This is a genomic window from Acinetobacter sp. 22512, assembly GCF_052044755.1.
In the GTDB taxonomy this organism is placed as follows: domain Bacteria; phylum Pseudomonadota; class Gammaproteobacteria; order Pseudomonadales; family Moraxellaceae; genus Acinetobacter; species Acinetobacter pittii.
The window spans coordinates 127959-144720 of sequence record NZ_JBQENP010000006.1; the positions used below are offsets into that span (position 1 = coordinate 127959).

At 38.6% G+C, this 16762-nt stretch carries 16 protein-coding genes; 7 read left to right on the plus strand and 9 right to left on the minus strand.

The features are described from left to right. Positions 1–15 precede the first annotated feature (15 nt). Positions 16–630, plus strand: coding sequence for an urease accessory protein UreG (gene ureG / locus ACTJJG_RS08785; RefSeq protein WP_372552580.1), 615 nt, complete (start codon positions 16–18; stop codon positions 628–630). 9 nt (positions 631–639) lie between these two features. Then, a complete protein-coding gene (locus ACTJJG_RS08790; protein ID WP_372552581.1) occupies positions 640–1209 on the plus strand; it encodes a HupE/UreJ family protein in 570 nt (189 codons plus the stop codon). Between the two features lie 42 nt (positions 1210–1251). On the opposite strand, the gene rsmD is transcribed toward ACTJJG_RS08790, so the two are convergent. Both rsmD and mrdA read right to left on the minus strand, forming a co-directional pair. Next, positions 1252–1803, minus strand: a complete 552-nt coding sequence (gene rsmD, locus ACTJJG_RS08795; RefSeq protein WP_262520629.1) for a 16S rRNA (guanine(966)-N(2))-methyltransferase RsmD — start codon at positions 1801–1803, stop codon at positions 1252–1254. After that, positions 1803–3821, minus strand: coding sequence for a penicillin-binding protein 2 (mrdA, locus tag ACTJJG_RS08800; RefSeq protein ID WP_005802923.1), 2019 nt, complete (start codon positions 3819–3821; stop codon positions 1803–1805). The genes rsmD and mrdA overlap by 1 nt, the downstream gene beginning before the upstream one ends. Before the next feature lie 235 nt (positions 3822–4056). Between mrdA and ACTJJG_RS08805 the strand changes: the two genes are divergently transcribed. From ACTJJG_RS08805 to ACTJJG_RS08820, 4 genes are all read left to right on the plus strand, one after another. Beyond that, positions 4057–4575, plus strand: coding sequence for a hypothetical protein (locus tag ACTJJG_RS08805; RefSeq protein WP_032056827.1), 519 nt, complete (start codon positions 4057–4059; stop codon positions 4573–4575). Between the two features lie 61 nt (positions 4576–4636). Then, positions 4637–5950: a membrane protein gene (locus ACTJJG_RS08810; protein ID WP_005070566.1), complete on the plus strand. Its 1314-nt coding sequence runs from the start codon at positions 4637–4639 to the stop codon at positions 5948–5950. 86 nt (positions 5951–6036) lie between these two features. Beyond that, a complete protein-coding gene (gene adk, locus ACTJJG_RS08815; RefSeq protein WP_002117671.1) occupies positions 6037–6690 on the plus strand; it encodes an adenylate kinase in 654 nt (217 codons plus the stop codon). Positions 6691–6761: 71 nt separating this feature from the next. Continuing rightward, on the plus strand, positions 6762–6899 hold the full coding sequence (locus tag ACTJJG_RS08820) for a hypothetical protein (protein ID WP_002117672.1): 138 nt from the start codon (positions 6762–6764) through the stop codon (positions 6897–6899). Positions 6900–6936: 37 nt separating this feature from the next. On the opposite strand, the gene nth is transcribed toward ACTJJG_RS08820, so the two are convergent. Then, positions 6937–7626, minus strand: a complete 690-nt coding sequence (gene nth, locus ACTJJG_RS08825) for an endonuclease III (RefSeq protein WP_002117539.1) — start codon at positions 7624–7626, stop codon at positions 6937–6939. Next, positions 7627–8418, minus strand: a complete 792-nt coding sequence (locus ACTJJG_RS08830) for an RnfABCDGE type electron transport complex subunit B (protein WP_032004136.1) — start codon at positions 8416–8418, stop codon at positions 7627–7629. It lies immediately after the preceding gene. Between the two features lie 272 nt (positions 8419–8690). On the opposite strand from ACTJJG_RS08830, the gene gdhA reads away from it, so the two are divergent. Then, positions 8691–10094, plus strand: a complete 1404-nt coding sequence (gene gdhA, locus ACTJJG_RS08835; RefSeq protein ID WP_080776925.1) for an NADP-specific glutamate dehydrogenase — start codon at positions 8691–8693, stop codon at positions 10092–10094. 53 nt (positions 10095–10147) lie between these two features. On the opposite strand, the gene ACTJJG_RS08840 is transcribed toward gdhA, so the two are convergent. From ACTJJG_RS08840 to ACTJJG_RS08860, 5 genes are all read right to left on the minus strand, one after another. Next, entirely contained in the window at positions 10148–11257 is a 1110-nt protein-coding gene (locus ACTJJG_RS08840) for an META and DUF4377 domain-containing protein (protein ID WP_069119972.1), read from the minus strand. Between the two features lie 168 nt (positions 11258–11425). Then, positions 11426–12202 (minus strand): DODA-type extradiol aromatic ring-opening family dioxygenase, encoded by a 777-nt coding sequence (locus ACTJJG_RS08845; RefSeq protein WP_068551173.1) that lies wholly within the window; start codon positions 12200–12202, stop codon positions 11426–11428. 112 nt (positions 12203–12314) lie between these two features. Next, positions 12315–12794 (minus strand): 23S rRNA (pseudouridine(1915)-N(3))-methyltransferase RlmH, encoded by a 480-nt coding sequence (gene rlmH / locus ACTJJG_RS08850; protein WP_002054393.1) that lies wholly within the window; start codon positions 12792–12794, stop codon positions 12315–12317. 304 nt (positions 12795–13098) lie between these two features. Next, the gene (gene lon, locus ACTJJG_RS08855) at positions 13099–15528 is read right to left on the minus strand and encodes an endopeptidase La (protein WP_002117591.1); all 2430 of its coding nucleotides are present in this window, start codon (positions 15526–15528) and stop codon (positions 13099–13101) included. A gap of 444 nt (positions 15529–15972) precedes the next feature. Then, positions 15973–16557 (minus strand): 5-formyltetrahydrofolate cyclo-ligase, encoded by a 585-nt coding sequence (locus ACTJJG_RS08860; protein WP_032063127.1) that lies wholly within the window; start codon positions 16555–16557, stop codon positions 15973–15975. Positions 16558–16762 lie beyond the last annotated feature (205 nt).

Genomic DNA, 16762 nt, shown 5'->3' on the forward strand with positions numbered 1-16762 from the left:
AAAAGGATAAAAATCATGACAGAGCGTAGTCCATTACGAGTTGGAATTGGCGGACCGGTAGGTTCGGGTAAAACAGCACTTACACTTAATTTATGTTTAGCCTTGCGTAATAAATACAATATGGCTGTGGTGACAAATGATATTTACACCAAAGAAGATTCAAACTTTTTAACCCGTAATGAAGCGATGTCACCAGATCGTATTGTGGGTGTTGAAACAGGTGGTTGTCCGCATACGGCAATTCGTGAAGATGCTTCAATTAACTTGGCTGCAATTGATAATTTGTGTGAAAAATTCGAAGGCTTAGAACTCATTATTATCGAAAGTGGTGGTGATAATTTAGCTGCGACATTTAGCCCAGAGCTCTCTGATTTAACTTTGTATGTTATTGATGTCGCAGGTGGAGAAAAAATCCCTCGTAAAGGCGGGCCGGGTATAACCAAATCAGATTTACTCATTATTAATAAAACTGACCTTGCGCCAATGGTTGGTGCAAACCTTGATGTCATGGACCAAGATGCAAAACGTATGCGCGGTGAAAAGCCATTTTTATTTTCAAACATGAAAACACAAGATGGGCTTGAAGAAATTATTCAATTTATTGAGAAGCAAGGGCTGTTTAAGGCTTAAGGAGAGATTATGGACTTCATGAAAAAATGGAGTGTAGCGCTCCTTTCATTATTGCCGGCTCTTGCAATGGCCCATCCGGGACATGACCATGCACATTCTGGTTTTATGGCAGGCTTTATTCATCCGTTTACCGGTCTAGATCATTTAGTCATGGCTTTAGGTTTTGGTGTCTTGTTGTGGTCAGCTGCTAAACAGTGGAAAATTGCTGGAGTCATTGCCTTAAGTACTACCTTAATTGTAGGCTTTTTAATAGGTGCTCAAGGTTTGGTACCAGTTAATATAGCTGAATACGGCATTGTTGCTTCTTTAGTTATTACAGCAATTGCTCTATGGACAAAATCAAATAAAGTTTTACCTATTTCTGCTGCTTTGCTTGCAAGTTTCCATGGCATGGCTCATGGTGTTGAGTTAGCACATGCAGGGCATATTGCTGCATTAGTAACTGGTATGGTTGCTGGTATGGCACTTATCTATTGCGGTGGCTTAGCACTAGGTGCCGTGTTTACGCGATATGTACCTTATGGCAAAAAAATTGTTGGCGCCTGTGCAGCAGTTGTTGCAGTGATTGGCTTAAGCTAACTAAAACTTTGCAAAGAAAAAGGTAGCTTTAAGCTACCTTTTTTATTCGTTTACTTTCTGGTAAAGCCCCGCGTGAACTGTACCCGATTTAGTGGTTTTAACTTGTTGCCATGTTGCTGGAAGATGAAGCTGGGATAAATCTCGATCAGCTTCAACATAAATATATCCATTTTTTTTAATGTGAGGCTCGGCCAAGCTCGAGAGTTCTTGCCATAAATCAAGACTATAAGGTGGATCTAAAAAAACCACATCGAACTGTTCTTTTAAGCGGGGCAGAGCTTGTTGAGCCGTTGCATTAATTAGATGACAGTTTTGAGCTTTTAATAGTTCAATATTATCTTTTAAAAATCGTGCCTGAGTTTTGTCAGGCTCAATCATATAAACAGATGAAGCACCACGTGACAGAGCCTCAAAACCTAATGCACCAGAGCCTGTACAGATGTCGAGAACTTGAGCATTTTGAATATCCCACATGAGCCAGTTAAATAGAGTTTCGCGTACTCTATCTGGAGTTGGGCGTAAGCCATCAATGCTAGCGAAAGGCAGTACTCGTCTTTTCCATTCGCCGCCAATTATACGTAATTGATTTTTCATTATTCATCGGCCTCATTGGTAGCAGGACGAGCAGGAGCAGCTTGCGGTGTTGATGCTGCTGGTTTGTTGGTGGTAGCTGTAGCCGATGCTGGACCAGAACTTTCACCGCCGCTTGGAAGTTCACCTGGTTTAATACCTGCTGTCATTAACCCACCATTGACTTGGTGATTTGCTGGACGAATCGGGTTTTTCTTACGAGTTAATAGCCAGTAATCAAAGACAGGTCTTGCAAGTTGAGCAGCTGAACCACCATGACGACCATTTTCCCAAATGACTGCAATCGCAATTTCAGGTTTTTCAGCAGGGGCAAATCCAACGAATAAACCATGGTCAAGTTGACGTTCACTCAAGGCTGCTTCGTTATAGCGTTTACCCTGTGCAATACTCTTAACCTGTGCTGTACCTGTTTTCCCTGCAATTTGGTAGAGGGGAGTACGAATACCACGGCCAGTACCTGATTGAATTACATCAATCATGGCATCACGCATTTGAATCCAGTCTTCATCTGTGCCGTTGAATTTGATTTTGCCATCAGGCGCATTACGTACTGTAAATGGTTTTGCACCATGCGTTGCGCGTAAAACATGAGGCGTTACATGAGAACCATGATTTGCCGTAATTGCTGTTGCCATCGCAAGTTGTAATGGTGTGGCTGTAAACGCGCCTTGACCAATACTGACAGAAATAGTTTCACCCTTCATCCATTTCGCTTTACGCGTACGCATTTTCCATTCAGGACTTGGATAAAGGCCTTCACTTTCACTTGGTAAATCGACACCTGTTTTTTGACCAAATCCAAATTGGCGCATCCATTGGTTCATTTGATCAATACCCATTTGATGGGCAAGAATATAAAAATAGGTATCACATGACATAATGATGGCTTTATGCATGTTCACGATGCCATGACCAGATTTTTTCCAGTCACGGAATTTATGTGAATCACCAGGTAGATGGAAATAACCAGGGTCAGAAATTGCTGTTGACCAGTCCACTATGCCGTAGTGTAGGCCACCCATTGCTTCCATTGGTTTAATGGTAGAACCAGGGGGATATACACCCTGCACAGCACGGTTATAAAGAGGTTGGTCTAAATTATCGCGTAGTGAGCTGTAGTCAGTATGACTAATTCCGGTTACAAACAAATTAGGGTTAAAACTTGGACTAGACACTAAAGCTAGAATTTCACCTGTACGAGGATCAATAGCGACAATAGCTCCACGACGACCTGCGAGCTGCTGAGAAGCGACAACTTGTAAACCGTAATCTAAAGATAAATAGAGGTCATTACCGCGAGTAGGGTCTTTACGACCTAAATGACGCAATACATTACTATGTGCATCTGCTTCAACAGATTCGTAACCGGGTGTCCCATGTAGTAGGTCTTCATAGCTTTTCTCAACACCAATTTTTCCAATTAGGTTGGTCCCAGCATATAAGTCTTTATCAATACTTTTTAATTCTTTATCGTTGATACGCCCGACATAGCCAATCACATGAGCAAATAACTCACCGTGTGGATAATAGCGAGTCATTTGTGTCTCGATTCTTACACCTGGAAACTTATATTTGGCTTCACTAAATTTAGCAATATTAGCTTCAGTTAGATTAAGTTTAATCGCGACGCGTTCAGTTTTACGGGCAGTTTTTATACGGCTTTTAAAACGGTCAATATCTTCTTGTGTTAAATCTAAAATAGGTTGTAATTGCTCAATGACACTATCAACATCTTCTACATCTGTTTTACTTAAAGTTGCTGTAAAAACAGGATAGTTATCTGCTAGTAATACACCGTTTCGGTCATAGATATAACCACGAGCAGGCGGAAGTGGTTGTAAGCGAATTCGGTTTTTGTCAGATGCAGTCGAGAATTCGTCGTAGTGAAAAATTTGCAGGTAAGCGTATCGGCTAATTAAGACTAATAAGCAGATGGTCACGATCCCTACGGCAAAAAAGATACGACCTCGATAAATGCGCTTTTCTTGCTGGATATCTTTTAAAGGAAAGTGCTGTTTCATAAGGATCGACTTAATGACATAGGGTAGAAAAATAGCTGCTTATTCTAACGCAAGAGCGCTTAAAATATTGCACAATTTTCAAAGTTTCATTGCATTTTAATAAGATACTTTTTGACTTTGCAGACAACAAAATTGTAGATACTTGTATATAAGAAGCAAAATAATTCTGTTAAAGTCTCTCATTCAATAGAATAGGGTTGTTCTCACCATACGATTAGGGAAAATGGAGAAAATAATGAGAAAAATTTATCCCTTACTTGCAGTTTTGACAGTAAGTAGTTGGGCCCATGCTCAAGACTACTCGTTTCTTCCGGAAGCAAAATTAGCAGGACATAATGCATCTACCTGGAATGTGGGTGCAGGCGTTACTCAAAAATTATTACATCTTAACGGTGAGTGGGTAAATCCGTATGGTATTGCCTATGCCAAAGCCGGTGCATTTTTGAATGGTGACAAAACCGCTGGTGGTCAAGTTGGCTTCCGATACCCTTATTATCTTACTGGCACAGACAAAAATGGTTACTATATCGGTTTCTATGCTGGTCATCTTGATAGTAAAGAGGTCGATGGTGATTTTAAATCCCGTTTAGGTGCGGGTGTTGATTTAGCCTATGTGTGGTTAAATCCAGAAAGAATTAGCACTTTTAGTGTGGGTATCGGTGCGGCTGAAAAATTAACCGACCAGAACGGAAATGTTGCTGCAGATACGAAACCACAAATTCAATTTTCTTATTCTCTAAGTTTTGGTTTATAAAACAAAGCAGTTTATCGTTAACTCGCCATAAGCAGAGCACAAATAAATACGAGAGTCTTACATGTTAGAGTACGTCAGTGGATTGTGGCAGACCTTTTTACACAGACCTGATTTTTGGGCCGTTTTGAGTATTATTCCTGTAACGGCTTTTGTCACATGGGCACATGTGTGGATGGCTTTAAAAATGGTATTTTACCCAATTAAATTTTGGGGATTCCATTTAGGACCCTTGCCAGTAGGTTGGCAAGGTATTGTGCCACGTAAAGCAGGACGTATCTCTGGGATTATTACCGATAACACTTTATCTAAATTGGGTTCATTGCGTGAATTTTTAGAAGCAATGGATCCTGAAGATATGGCCCGTATTATTGGTGAACAAGTCGGTTTTGAACTTGAACATCTTATTGATGAAGTCATGATCGATCGTAATGCTGTGCTTTGGGAAAATCTACCTTATTCAATTAAACGCCGTATTTATGCTCAAGCACATAAGCAATTGCCGGGTGTGCTAAAAGAATTAGTGACTGAGCTGACCATGAATGTAGAGTCACTGGTTAACATGCGTGAAATGGTCGTGAGCCAGATGGAAGGTGATCGCCGTTTAATGGTACGTATGTTCTTAAAGGTGGGTCAAAAAGAAATTAACTTTATTTGGCATATTAGTGCACTGATTGGGATGTTCTTTGGTATTTTCCAAATGGTGGTTTGGTTTGTAGTACCATGGCACTGGACAGTACCATTTTGGGCTGCAATTTGGGGCTTTTTAACTAACTGGATCGCAATCTGGATGGTGTTTAACCCAATTGAGCCACATTATATTCGTTATCCACAGATTTTTAGATTAACAAAAGATCGTAAGTTTCCATGGATTGTACCAGTTCTTCGAATTGGGACTTATAATGTCCAAGGCGCTTTTATGAAGCGTCAAGAGGAAGTCTCTGATGTGTTTTCGAGCGTAGTCACAGAAGATCTGATCACGTTAAAATCGATTATGACCGAAATGATGTACGGGCCGCGTAAAGATAAAACGCGCCGCATTGTTAAGCGTCATATTAACGAAATCATGGAAACCCCGTTAGTTCGCACCTCTTTACAGCTTTCTTTAGGGCCAAGAGAGTACGCAAGATTAAAGACGGACTTGATTGATCGTTCAATTGAAATTACGATGGGACCCGTATGTGACCCAGCACTGAACGCAAGCCGGGCACAGAAGATTTTTCAAATGTTTAAAGAGCGTATTCGTGAACTAACACCAAAAGAATTTCAGAATTTATTACGTCCTGCATTTCAGGAGGATGAGTGGATTCTTATTGTACTAGGTGGGGTAACCGGATTTATTGCTGGTACAATACATTTGTTTGTGGCTTTCTTATAATTCGATGTCAGGCAGGATCTATTGAAGATTAACGAGACTTTTTCTGCCGGACTTCATATTCATTGTTTTAAATGAGGATGTTTTTTATGCGCATTATTTTACTCGGACCACCTGGAGCAGGCAAAGGGACTCAGGCTCAGTTGATCTGTAAGCGCTACAATGTCCCACAAATTTCAACCGGTGATATGCTCCGTGCTGCGATTCGTGAAGGTACTGAATTAGGTCTAAAAGCTAAAAGTGTAATGGAATCTGGTGGTTTGGTTTCAGATGAACTTATTATCGGTTTAGTAAAAGAACGTATTGCTCAACCTGACTGTGCAAATGGCTGCATTTTCGATGGTTTCCCACGTACTATTCCACAAGCTGAAGCTCTGGAAAAAGAAGGGATTAGCATCGATCACGTAATTGAAATTGATGTTCCTGATGAAGAAATCGTAAAACGTCTTTCTGGTCGTCGTCAGCATCCAGCTTCTGGTCGTGTTTATCACACTGTATACAATCCACCTAAAGTGGAAGGTAAAGATGATGAAACTGGTGAAGATCTTGTTCAACGTCCAGATGACCAAGAAGAAACAATCCGTAAGCGTTTAGCGTCTTATCACACTGAAACAGAGCAACTGGTTGGTTTCTACCAAGGCCGTGCTGCTTCTGGTGAAAATGCTCCAACTTATGACAAGCTTGATGGCTTGCGTACAATTGAAGATGTACAAAAAGATTTGTTCAACATCTTAGACAAATAATTTAATATTGTTTGTAATAATGAGCCCTCTTTGTGAGGGCTCTTTTCTTTCATTAAGTGCAGGAGAACAATATGAAAATCATATTGATTTTGGTGGTATTGCTGAGTCTGGCACTAGTAATATTTTTGGCTTTTCAAAGCTACAAAATGCTAAGACAGGTTCAAAAACAAGCAAAAGAAGAGCGTAATGAAAAAAAGCGTCTAAAGTAAGTTTGATTGGGTATGATCCCTATACCCAACCATATTTTTAAGCTTCAATATTTTTAATGGCAATTTGCTTTTGTGCGCCAAATTCAAAGCGATCAGGCCAGTTACAGACATCTGCAACAACACATTCTGCACATTTCGGTTTACGGGCGATACAACAATAACGACCGTGTAATATGAGCCAGTGATGTGAATCTAAAATAAATTCTTTAGGAATGACCTTAATTAAGCGGTGCTCAACCTCAAGAACATTTTTACCTACTGCTAAACCAGTTCGATTTCCCACTCGGAAAATATGAGTATCGACAGCCATGGTGGGTTGTCCGAAAGCCGTATTTAAAACAACATTGGCTGTTTTACGCCCGACACCCGGTAAAGCTTCTAAATCTTTTCTGTTGCTTGGAACTTCGCCGTTAAATTGTTCCATTAAAATCTTACAGGTCTTAATGACATTTTCGGCTTTTGCGTTATAGAGACCAATTGTCTTGATATATTCCTTTAACCCATCTACACCTAAGTTATAGATTTTTTCAGCTGTATTCGCCACAGGGTAGAGTTTATCAGTTGCTTTATTAACACTTACGTCGGTCGCTTGAGCTGACAACATAACTGCAATAAGTAGCTCAAATGGAGATGAATATTTTAACTCGGTTTGAGGTGAAGGTCGTTGTTCGCGAAGGCGTTCAAAGAAAATTTGAATCTGCTTTTTCGTCATATTCTTGACGGCCATTCAGACCTCCTGTAATTGCATGAGTTGCTGTTGAAGTTCTTCAAGTTGAAGACGTTTTTTAGCATCTTCACGTACACTGAGTTGTTTTTCCAGTTTCTTAATTTGCGTACGAATTTTCGCTAACTCAATTGTAGTTTTTGCATCAGTTGACACAACTTCTTTGGGTTTCTCGATGAGCTCGATTGAAGGTACTTCATCAAGTACCTGAGAGAACTGGGCAAACAGTTGGGTATCAATTTCAGCGCGTACTACAGGCCCTTTACGGTAAGTACGACGCTTTTCTTCTCGCTGAATGTGAGCGTAATAACGTTGTCTTAAATCATTTTGTTCAGCGATACGCTGTTGCTCATTTGGTAATGCTTGCGTGTCTTCGACCAAATCAATGCAATCTACCGGACAAGGTGGAATACATAACTCACAACCTGTACATAAGTCAGTCAAGATGGTATGCATGAGCTTACCACTTCCAATAATAGCATCTACAGGGCAAGCACTAATACATTTGGTGCAACCAATACATTCATCTTCCCGAATAATCGCTTTCATTCGCTGGGGACGACCATCGGCCTGTACAGGCCATACGCTAGTTTCAGCGGTTAACACAGGACGATTTAATAGATTTGCGAGTGCATCGGCTACAGGCTGACCACCTGGAACGCATTTATTTGCTTCTTCACCTTCAGCAATCGACTTTGCGTAGGGTAGACATCCATCACGATGTCCACATAAACCACACTGAGTCTGTGGTAATAACGCATCAATCTCGCGTATGAGAGAAATAGATGAATTCATAGTGGGCAAATAGCTTGGTTAAAACGATGCGATAATGAAGAAAAACCTAAGTAAGGTCAATGGATTTTAACGAATTTATTGGCTTTTTGATTGACCTAAAATGTAGCTAATATTGCACAATAATAGATCAATAAAAATGAAAAGATAAATGACTATTTCTTATTTTTAAGTAGTTTTTCTAAAAATAAGTTTTTGATAATTAATATAAATAAAATAATTTAAAATAAGTATTGTTAAAATTGATGGAAAGGGATTTAATATTTTGCTGCTAAATGATGCATTTAAAAATGTATTGCACCAATTTAATTCATTACTATGCTGAGGACCGTGCATTGAAATACAACAACCTGAATGAATTCCTGAATTACGTGCAAGCGCGTGATCCGCATCAACCTGAGTTCTTACAAGCTGTCGAAGAAGTTATGACGAGTTTGTGGCCATTTATTGAAAAAAATCTGGAATATGCAGAGCAGGGATTGCTAGAACGTTTAGTTGAACCTGAGCGTGTGATTCAATTCCGTGTTTCATGGATGGATGATCAAGGTCAGACTCAAGTTAACCGTGCTTTCCGTGTTCAATACAATTCAGCAATTGGTCCATTCAAAGGTGGAATGCGTTTCCATCCGTCGGTCAATCTATCAATTTTAAAATTTTTAGGTTTTGAGCAAACTTTTAAAAACTCACTGACGACTTTGCCAATGGGTGGTGGGAAAGGTGGTTCAGATTTTGATCCTAAAGGTAAATCTGATGCTGAAATTATGCGCTTCTGTCAGGCACTCATGATTGAGCTTTATCGCCATTTAGGACCTAATACGGATATTCCTGCGGGTGATATTGGCGTGGGTGCGCGTGAAGTTGGTTATATGGCAGGCATGATGAAAAAGCTGAGTAACGACACCGCTTGTGTCTTTACCGGTAAGGGAGTTTCATTTGGTGGTAGCTTAATGCGTCCTGAAGCAACTGGTTATGGTGCGGTTTATTTTGCAGAAGAAATGCTAAAAGCCCGTGGACAATCTTTTGCTGGTAAAACTGTTTCTGTTTCAGGCTCTGGTAACGTCGCACAGTATGCGGCAGAAAAGGCGATGTTCTTAGGAGCAAAAGTTGTTACCTTGTCGGACTCAAACGGTACAGTTTATTTAAAAAATGGTTTTACAGATGATTTGCTTGCTGAAGTAATGGAACTGAAAAACGTTAAACGTGGTCGTATTTCCGAGTTTGCTTCTAAACATGGTTTTGAATACTTTGAAGGAAAAACACCTTGGCATATTCCTGTTGATATTGCTTTGCCATGTGCTACACAAAATGAATTAACAGGTGAGGACGCTAAAACACTTATTTCTAACGGTGTCATTTGTGTAGCTGAAGGCGCTAATATGCCATCTACACTTGAAGCAGTTGAACATTTTATTGAAGCTAAAATTTTATATGCCCCAGGTAAAGCATCTAATGCGGGTGGGGTGGCAACCTCTGGTTTAGAAATGTCTCAAAATGCAATTCGTTTAGGCTGGACACATGCTGAAGTCGATGAACGCTTACATGCAATTATGAAAGACATTCATGCCAATTGTGTTAGATACGGTACTAAAGAAGACGGTAGTGTGAACTACGTAGACGGTGCCAATATTGCAGGTTTTGTAAAAGTTGCTGATGCAATGCTTGCTCAAGGTATTTTCTAAGATAGAAATAAAAAATCCGATGCATAAGCATCGGATTTTTTTAGTCTAAAAACTTATTTTTTAGGTTTTTTAACTAACTCTTGTTCTACAACCATATCCAATACATCTGCTTGACTAGATTGGTCTGCAGCTGGGTTTTTCACTTCAAAACGTTTTACACGCAAAATTACGCGTTGGTCTGGTTTATGTTCAAACCCTTCGATTTGACCGTAATATAATGACCAGTTTTTGTCAGCGTAAGTTTTAACACCTTTGTCATCATATTTAATTTCACGAACTTGCATACAAGTTTGTGGCGCAACACCAGTACAAGATTTAGTTTCCGGAGCTACTTCAAGGAAAACTGTTTTTCCTTCAGATTGATATTTTGCTTCAGGTGTCATTTTACCAGTGAAAGTATATTTCTGGCCTTGAGCATCAGATACTGTCAATGTTGGTTGATCAACATTTGTAGTATTGAGTTCAAATGGAATTGCACGTTTTTGGAAGAGGCTGCTAGAGAACTGTTCCTGTTTCATTAAAGCAGGTTCACATGCCATCATTGTCGACATTACGTCAGCTGTTATAATCGTATTATTTTCAACTTTCCAAGTTGTTCCTTGGCGGTTACAACCTGTTGCGATAGATAAACGATCATTTGTAAAGTTAAGAACGATTGGTTTTTTTGTATTTTCAGGCTGATATGACCAAGAGTAGTCTGTTAAAGCTTGAGTATTAACTGCTTTTTGACCTTGGAAAATGTGTTTGTGACCAGTTTTATCTGTCACCGTTAAAATCACCTGACCATTAGTGTTGCTAATTTCAATTGGTAATTTTGCTTCATTAAAGATGCTATTCGACAATTGTTCTTGTTTCATTAAATCATCTTGGCAAGCCATCATAGTTGAAACTAGATTCGAAGTAACAAGTTGGTTGCCTTCAACTTTCCAAGTACCGCCTTGGCCATTACAGCCCGTATTAATGGCTAATTTACCATCTGCATTAAAGTTAAGAATAAGTGGTTTAGAAGCTTTTACATTTTGATAAGTCCATGCATATTCACCTAAAGTGGTTGCAAGGTTTTGTTGTTGCTCAGAAACAATTGGAGCAGGAGTATTAGTAACTGTTTGACACGCCATCAAAGAAAAAGGTAATAACGCAAGAATTAAATATTTAATTTTCATTTAAAAACTTCAAGTAAAAAAACAACAGTAATAAGCTTAAAACATTCTTAAAAAAAGAAAATGTAAACATTTGATTGTTTCGGTTTTTAAAATGTATAAGTTTGTAAATTATTCTAATTTTCAACAAAAATAATGGTATACCCCGCAAAACGGGGTATTTCTTAATAATTAATCAAAACGATAGATGTCCATTCCTAATGAGCCCATTGTGAAGCTACTATGAACAATCGTAAAGCGATTGCCTGTACCCATAGCAAAAAACAAAGGTGCAAAATGTTCAAGCGTAGGGTGGTTACGTTTCACAAACGGCAATGATTGCCAGTCTAAAACTCCATCATAATCTTGATGGGAAAGCTTATTAACGACAGTATTTCTAAAAGTTGAAGCCCATTCAGGAACTTTAGAGTTGTCACCTTGCCAAGATAACTCTGCTAGATTATGAGTAATACTTCCCGAACCAATGAGTAAAATTTGTTTGTTACGTAAAGGTGCGAGTGTTTGTCCTATACGATAAATTTCTTGTGCACTTAAATTTGATGGTAAAGAAATTTCAACTACTGGAATGTCTGCATCTGGGTACATATGCAATAAAGGCATCCATACGCCATGATCACGAGGACGTGTACTATTGGCATGTGCAACAAAGTGAGCATCAGCCAATAATTTTAAGATTTCTTCTGCTAATGCTGGTTCGCCAGGCGCACTGTAGCGAATTTCATATAATTCTTTAGGAAATCCACGGAAATCATGCCACGTTTCAGGACGAGTCGAAATGCTCACTTCAAGTGCTTTACTTTCCCAGTGCGCAGACATCACAATGATTGCCTTAGGTATAGGAAGATTTGTGCCTAAACGGTGTAGAGCAGGTCCCACTTGTTCTGGATCAAGTGCAAGCATGGGCGAGCCATGGGAAATAAACAGTCCAGGAAGGGTTTGTAGTTCCATTTCATTACACCTGAGTTGAAAAGCAGAATAATAGTCATTATGCCAAAATCAGGACATGTTAAAAGTATCCTGATTTCAACGGATTGTTCTTAAAATGAAACGTTTGTTCTTTTTATGCACGGTGATAAGGATGATTATGATTAATGCTCATCGCTCGGTAAAGCTGCTCGATTAATAAAACACGTACTAAAGGATGGGGCATGGTAAGTTTTGAGAGTGACCAATGCCAAGCAGCTGCTTTACGTACTTGATCTGACAAACCATCTGGACCGCCAATCGCAAGTGCTACATCATTACCCTCAAGCATCCATTGTTTCATTGTATCAGCTAATTTTTCTGTACTTAGTTCCCGACCACCAACTTCAAGAGCAATTAAGGTTTCATTCGGTTTTAAAGCATTTAAAATACTTTCGCCTTCAATTTGGCAATACTTTAAAATATCCGCTTCTGAATCATTCTTACCACGTTTGGCCATAGGTAGTTCAATAACTTGAGTTTGAACAAAAGGTTGGATGCGTTTGAAATAATCTTCAAAACCAGTAAGAACCCAAGCAGGCATTTTTTGACCAATGGTCAGAATACGAATTTTCATGTTATCTATTCATTCAAATACAGCTGGCGCATTATACCTGATGAATGAAAGTATCTGACGATCTAAAAAGCTGGTATAAAAAACGCAGTCCAAAAAACAGTGTTGGACTGCGATCAAATGATCATCTGTCTGGAGTTCAGATGATCATAGAGAATAAAAACAAGGCTATCTAAGAATTAGATAGTTAAGAGTACTCATTTATTTAAATACTCTTATTACCTATTATGAGGATGGTTGGATATTTTTCAATCAAATTGTGTAACAAAAAAAAGAGAACCGAAGCTCTCTTTTTCTATATTTTTAATTAGTGGCGTGCTGCTTTTGAGCCTTCTACCGGTTTTACAATCGGTGTTTTAGGTAAAGGCTTTGGCATCGAAACTAATGCTAAAGGTAAGATGTCATCAATACTTTTCACAGCTTTGATTTCCAAACCTTCTTTAACATTCGCAGGAATTTCTGCTAAGTCTCGTACGTTGTCTTGAGGAATAAATACAAGTTTTATTCCACCGCGGTGTGCCGCAAGAAGTTTTTCTTTTAAGCCACCAATACGCATTGCACGACCACCTAAGCTTGTTTCACCAGTCATTGCAATATCTGGACGAATTGCAATACCTGTAAATGCTGATACAAGCGCAGTTGTTAATGCTAAACCAGCAGATGGACCATCTTTTGGTGTTGCACCTTCAGGTAAGTGAACGTGTACATCAGTTTCTTCAAAACGAGAAGCTTCAATACCTAATTCATCGGCACGTGTACGCACTAAAGTCATTGCTGTAGTAATAGATTCTTTCATTACGTCACCGAGTGAACCAGTCGTAATGAATTTACCTTTACCTTTAACAGCTGCAACTTCAATGGTAAGTAACTCACCACCTACAGATGTCCAAGCTAGACCATTTACGCGTCCTACTTGTGCTTCATCTTCTGCGATACCAAAGTCAAACTTATGTGGACCTAAGTATTCTGGAAGATTGGCAGAAGTCACATCAAGTTGTAAGTTTTTAGACTTTTTACTTACTGCTTCTTTTACCACTTTACGCGCAATTTTAGACACTTCACGTTCTAAACTACGTACACCAGCTTCACGTGTATAACGTTGAACAATGTCACGAATCGCTTCTTCATGAATTGTTAACTCTTTTGGACGTAGACCATTGTTCTTAATTGCTTTTGGAACAAGGTAACGTTCAGCAATGTTAACTTTCTCATCTTCGGTATAACCCGGTAGACGAATAACTTCCATACGGTCAAGCAAGGCTTCTGGAATATTCATACTGTTTGCAGTACAGATAAACATCACTTCAGATAGGTCAAGATCAAGATCTAAATAGTGATCGTTGAACTTACTGTTTTGTGATGGATCTAATACTTCAAGCAATGCAGAAGCAGGATCACCACGGTAGTCTTGTGCCATCTTGTCAATTTCGTCGAGTAAGAACAATGGGTTCTTCACGCCAACTTTTGTTAAAGATTGCACGATTTTACCTGGCATCGCACCAATATAAGTACGACGGTGACCACGAATTTCAGCTTCGTCTCGTACACCACCAAGTGCCATACGAACAAATTCACGACCAGTGGCTTTCGCGACAGACTCACCAAGTGAAGTTTTACCTACACCAGGAGGGCCTACTAAACATAGAATCGGACCTTTGAGCTTTTTAACACGTGACTGAACAGCTAAGTATTCAACAATACGGTCTTTTACGTCATCTAAGCCGTAATGATCTGTATCGAGAATTTCCTGTGCTTTCGCAAGGTTAATACTCACTTTGCTCGCTTTATTCCACGGTGTATCTAAAATTACTTCTAGATAGTTACGTACAACAGCTGCTTCACTAGACGCAGGTTGCATTGCTTTAAGCTTACGGAACTCAGCTTCAGCTTTTTTACGTACGTGTTCAGGTAAATCAGCTTCAGCAAGACGTTTCTCTATTTCAGCAACGTCATCTTCAGCACCGCCATTCATGTCAGAAAGTTCACGTTGAATGACTTTCATTTTTTCATTTAGAAAGTATTCACGTTGATTTTTTTCCATTTGGCGTTTTACGCTGTCATGCAAAGTTTGTTCAATTTGCTGTTCAGCAGATTGATTTACCAAGTAGCTCATAAGCTCTTGCAAATGTGCTTCGAACTCATCGTGCTCTAAAAACTTCTGTTTAATTTCAATATTTAGAGGCACACGTGTTGCTACGAAGAACATGAGTTGTAGCAAGTCTTCAATTTTATTAGCTGCAGCAACGAGTTCGCGTGCATTACGTAATTTTGCTTCAGCATATTGAGCAAATAAAGTACGTAACTCTTGCAAACGAGTTTCTTGAGTAGCTTTATCTACGTTAATTGTCATTGGACTTAAGCTGTGTTCAGCAGTCAAATGGCTATCTTCATCGATAATCTTTTCAAGTTTAGAGCGATGTAAACCTTCAATAAGTACTTTAATGCAGTTTTCATCATTCTCATGATTTACGACTTGAACAATCTTAGCGACAGTTCCGTACTGATAAAGGTTATCGTGATCAATTTCTTCTGTAAGCGAATCTTTTTGCGCAACTACAAATACTAAATTGTCACTGTTACGAGCCACATCAACTGCATTGATCGATTTTTCACGACCCACGAATAACGCAATTTGCATGTGTGGGTAGACCACTACATCACGTAACGCTAAAAGTGGTAATACACTTGGAACCTGAGGCTCTAAGTCAGTTTTTTCATTCATAATAAGTTCAGACATGGGCACTCCTAATGAGTGACAACGAGGTTGCCATGTTTTTTATAGTGATGTGTATTTCAAAAATTACAAGGGCCTCTCTATAGAAAATGTGGAAAAAATGACTAATTTAGTCAACTTTTTTATTAAAATATTATGAATCAATGGATTAATTCTTAAGAAGAATAAAATTTTGTAGAAAGGATAGGTAATTTAGCTTAATAATTATGAAATATTCATATAGTAAAAAAGACGTTTGGATGGAAAATAACCATTTTCTTATGTCATTTGTCGGCATTGTATAATTAACAATAATGCAAAACTTATTTAATATTGAACATTAAATAGCCGTGTTACTATAAGTTGGTAAATCGGTCTGTCACGTAGAAGTAACCATCCTTAGGGTGGTTACTTTTATGATTTTAGGGGCATTAAAAACTTAAGACTAATTTTAATTTTCTATAAATATTATCTTTTAAAATAATAAATATGTTGAGGGGTGAGTAAAGCATCTAATGGCTGATCCCAACTCTGACGTTTTAAAGTATGTTCGATAAATTGAAATTGATGAGCTAACCCTAAACGATAAGGTTTGTGTTTTGCACTTGCCAAGGTACGATCATAATAACCACCTCCCATGCCAATACGCGTACCATATCGATCACATGCCAGAAGTGGCATGATCAATAAATCAAGTGATGAAACATGTTTTGCTCTAGTTGCCATCGGTTCTTTCATTCCCAATGGGTGATGCGAAAAACGTCGGTTTATATATTGGTTTTTAGATATTTTTACCCAGACTAAACGCTGGTTCATTGAACAAATCATCGGTAAATAAACTTGCTTATTCTTTTTAAAACATAATTCTATGAGAAGCTCTGTGTGAACTTCTCCAAAGGCATGCAAATATAAACCAATTTTTTTGGAAGAATGAAAAATAGGCAGGGTATTTAAATGATGAAGAACATTAAGCTGAGCTTGTTTTTGCTCAAATGAACTTAAAGAACGTCTTTTAGATCTTAAATTTTTTCTAATAAAGCTGAGTTCATTCATGTATAAATCTAACTAAGATTAAAGATCAGTCGTGCAAAATTATACCTATTTTTCGACAGCTTTATGGAAATAGAAGGGTAATTCGAAAATAACTTAAATTCGTTAGACCAAAAGTCATAAATTGATCTGATCTATTGTGTTTAACTATTAAAAATTCTATTTCTTTACGTATTGTCAGTATTTCTTTACATTTAATAAGGTTAAG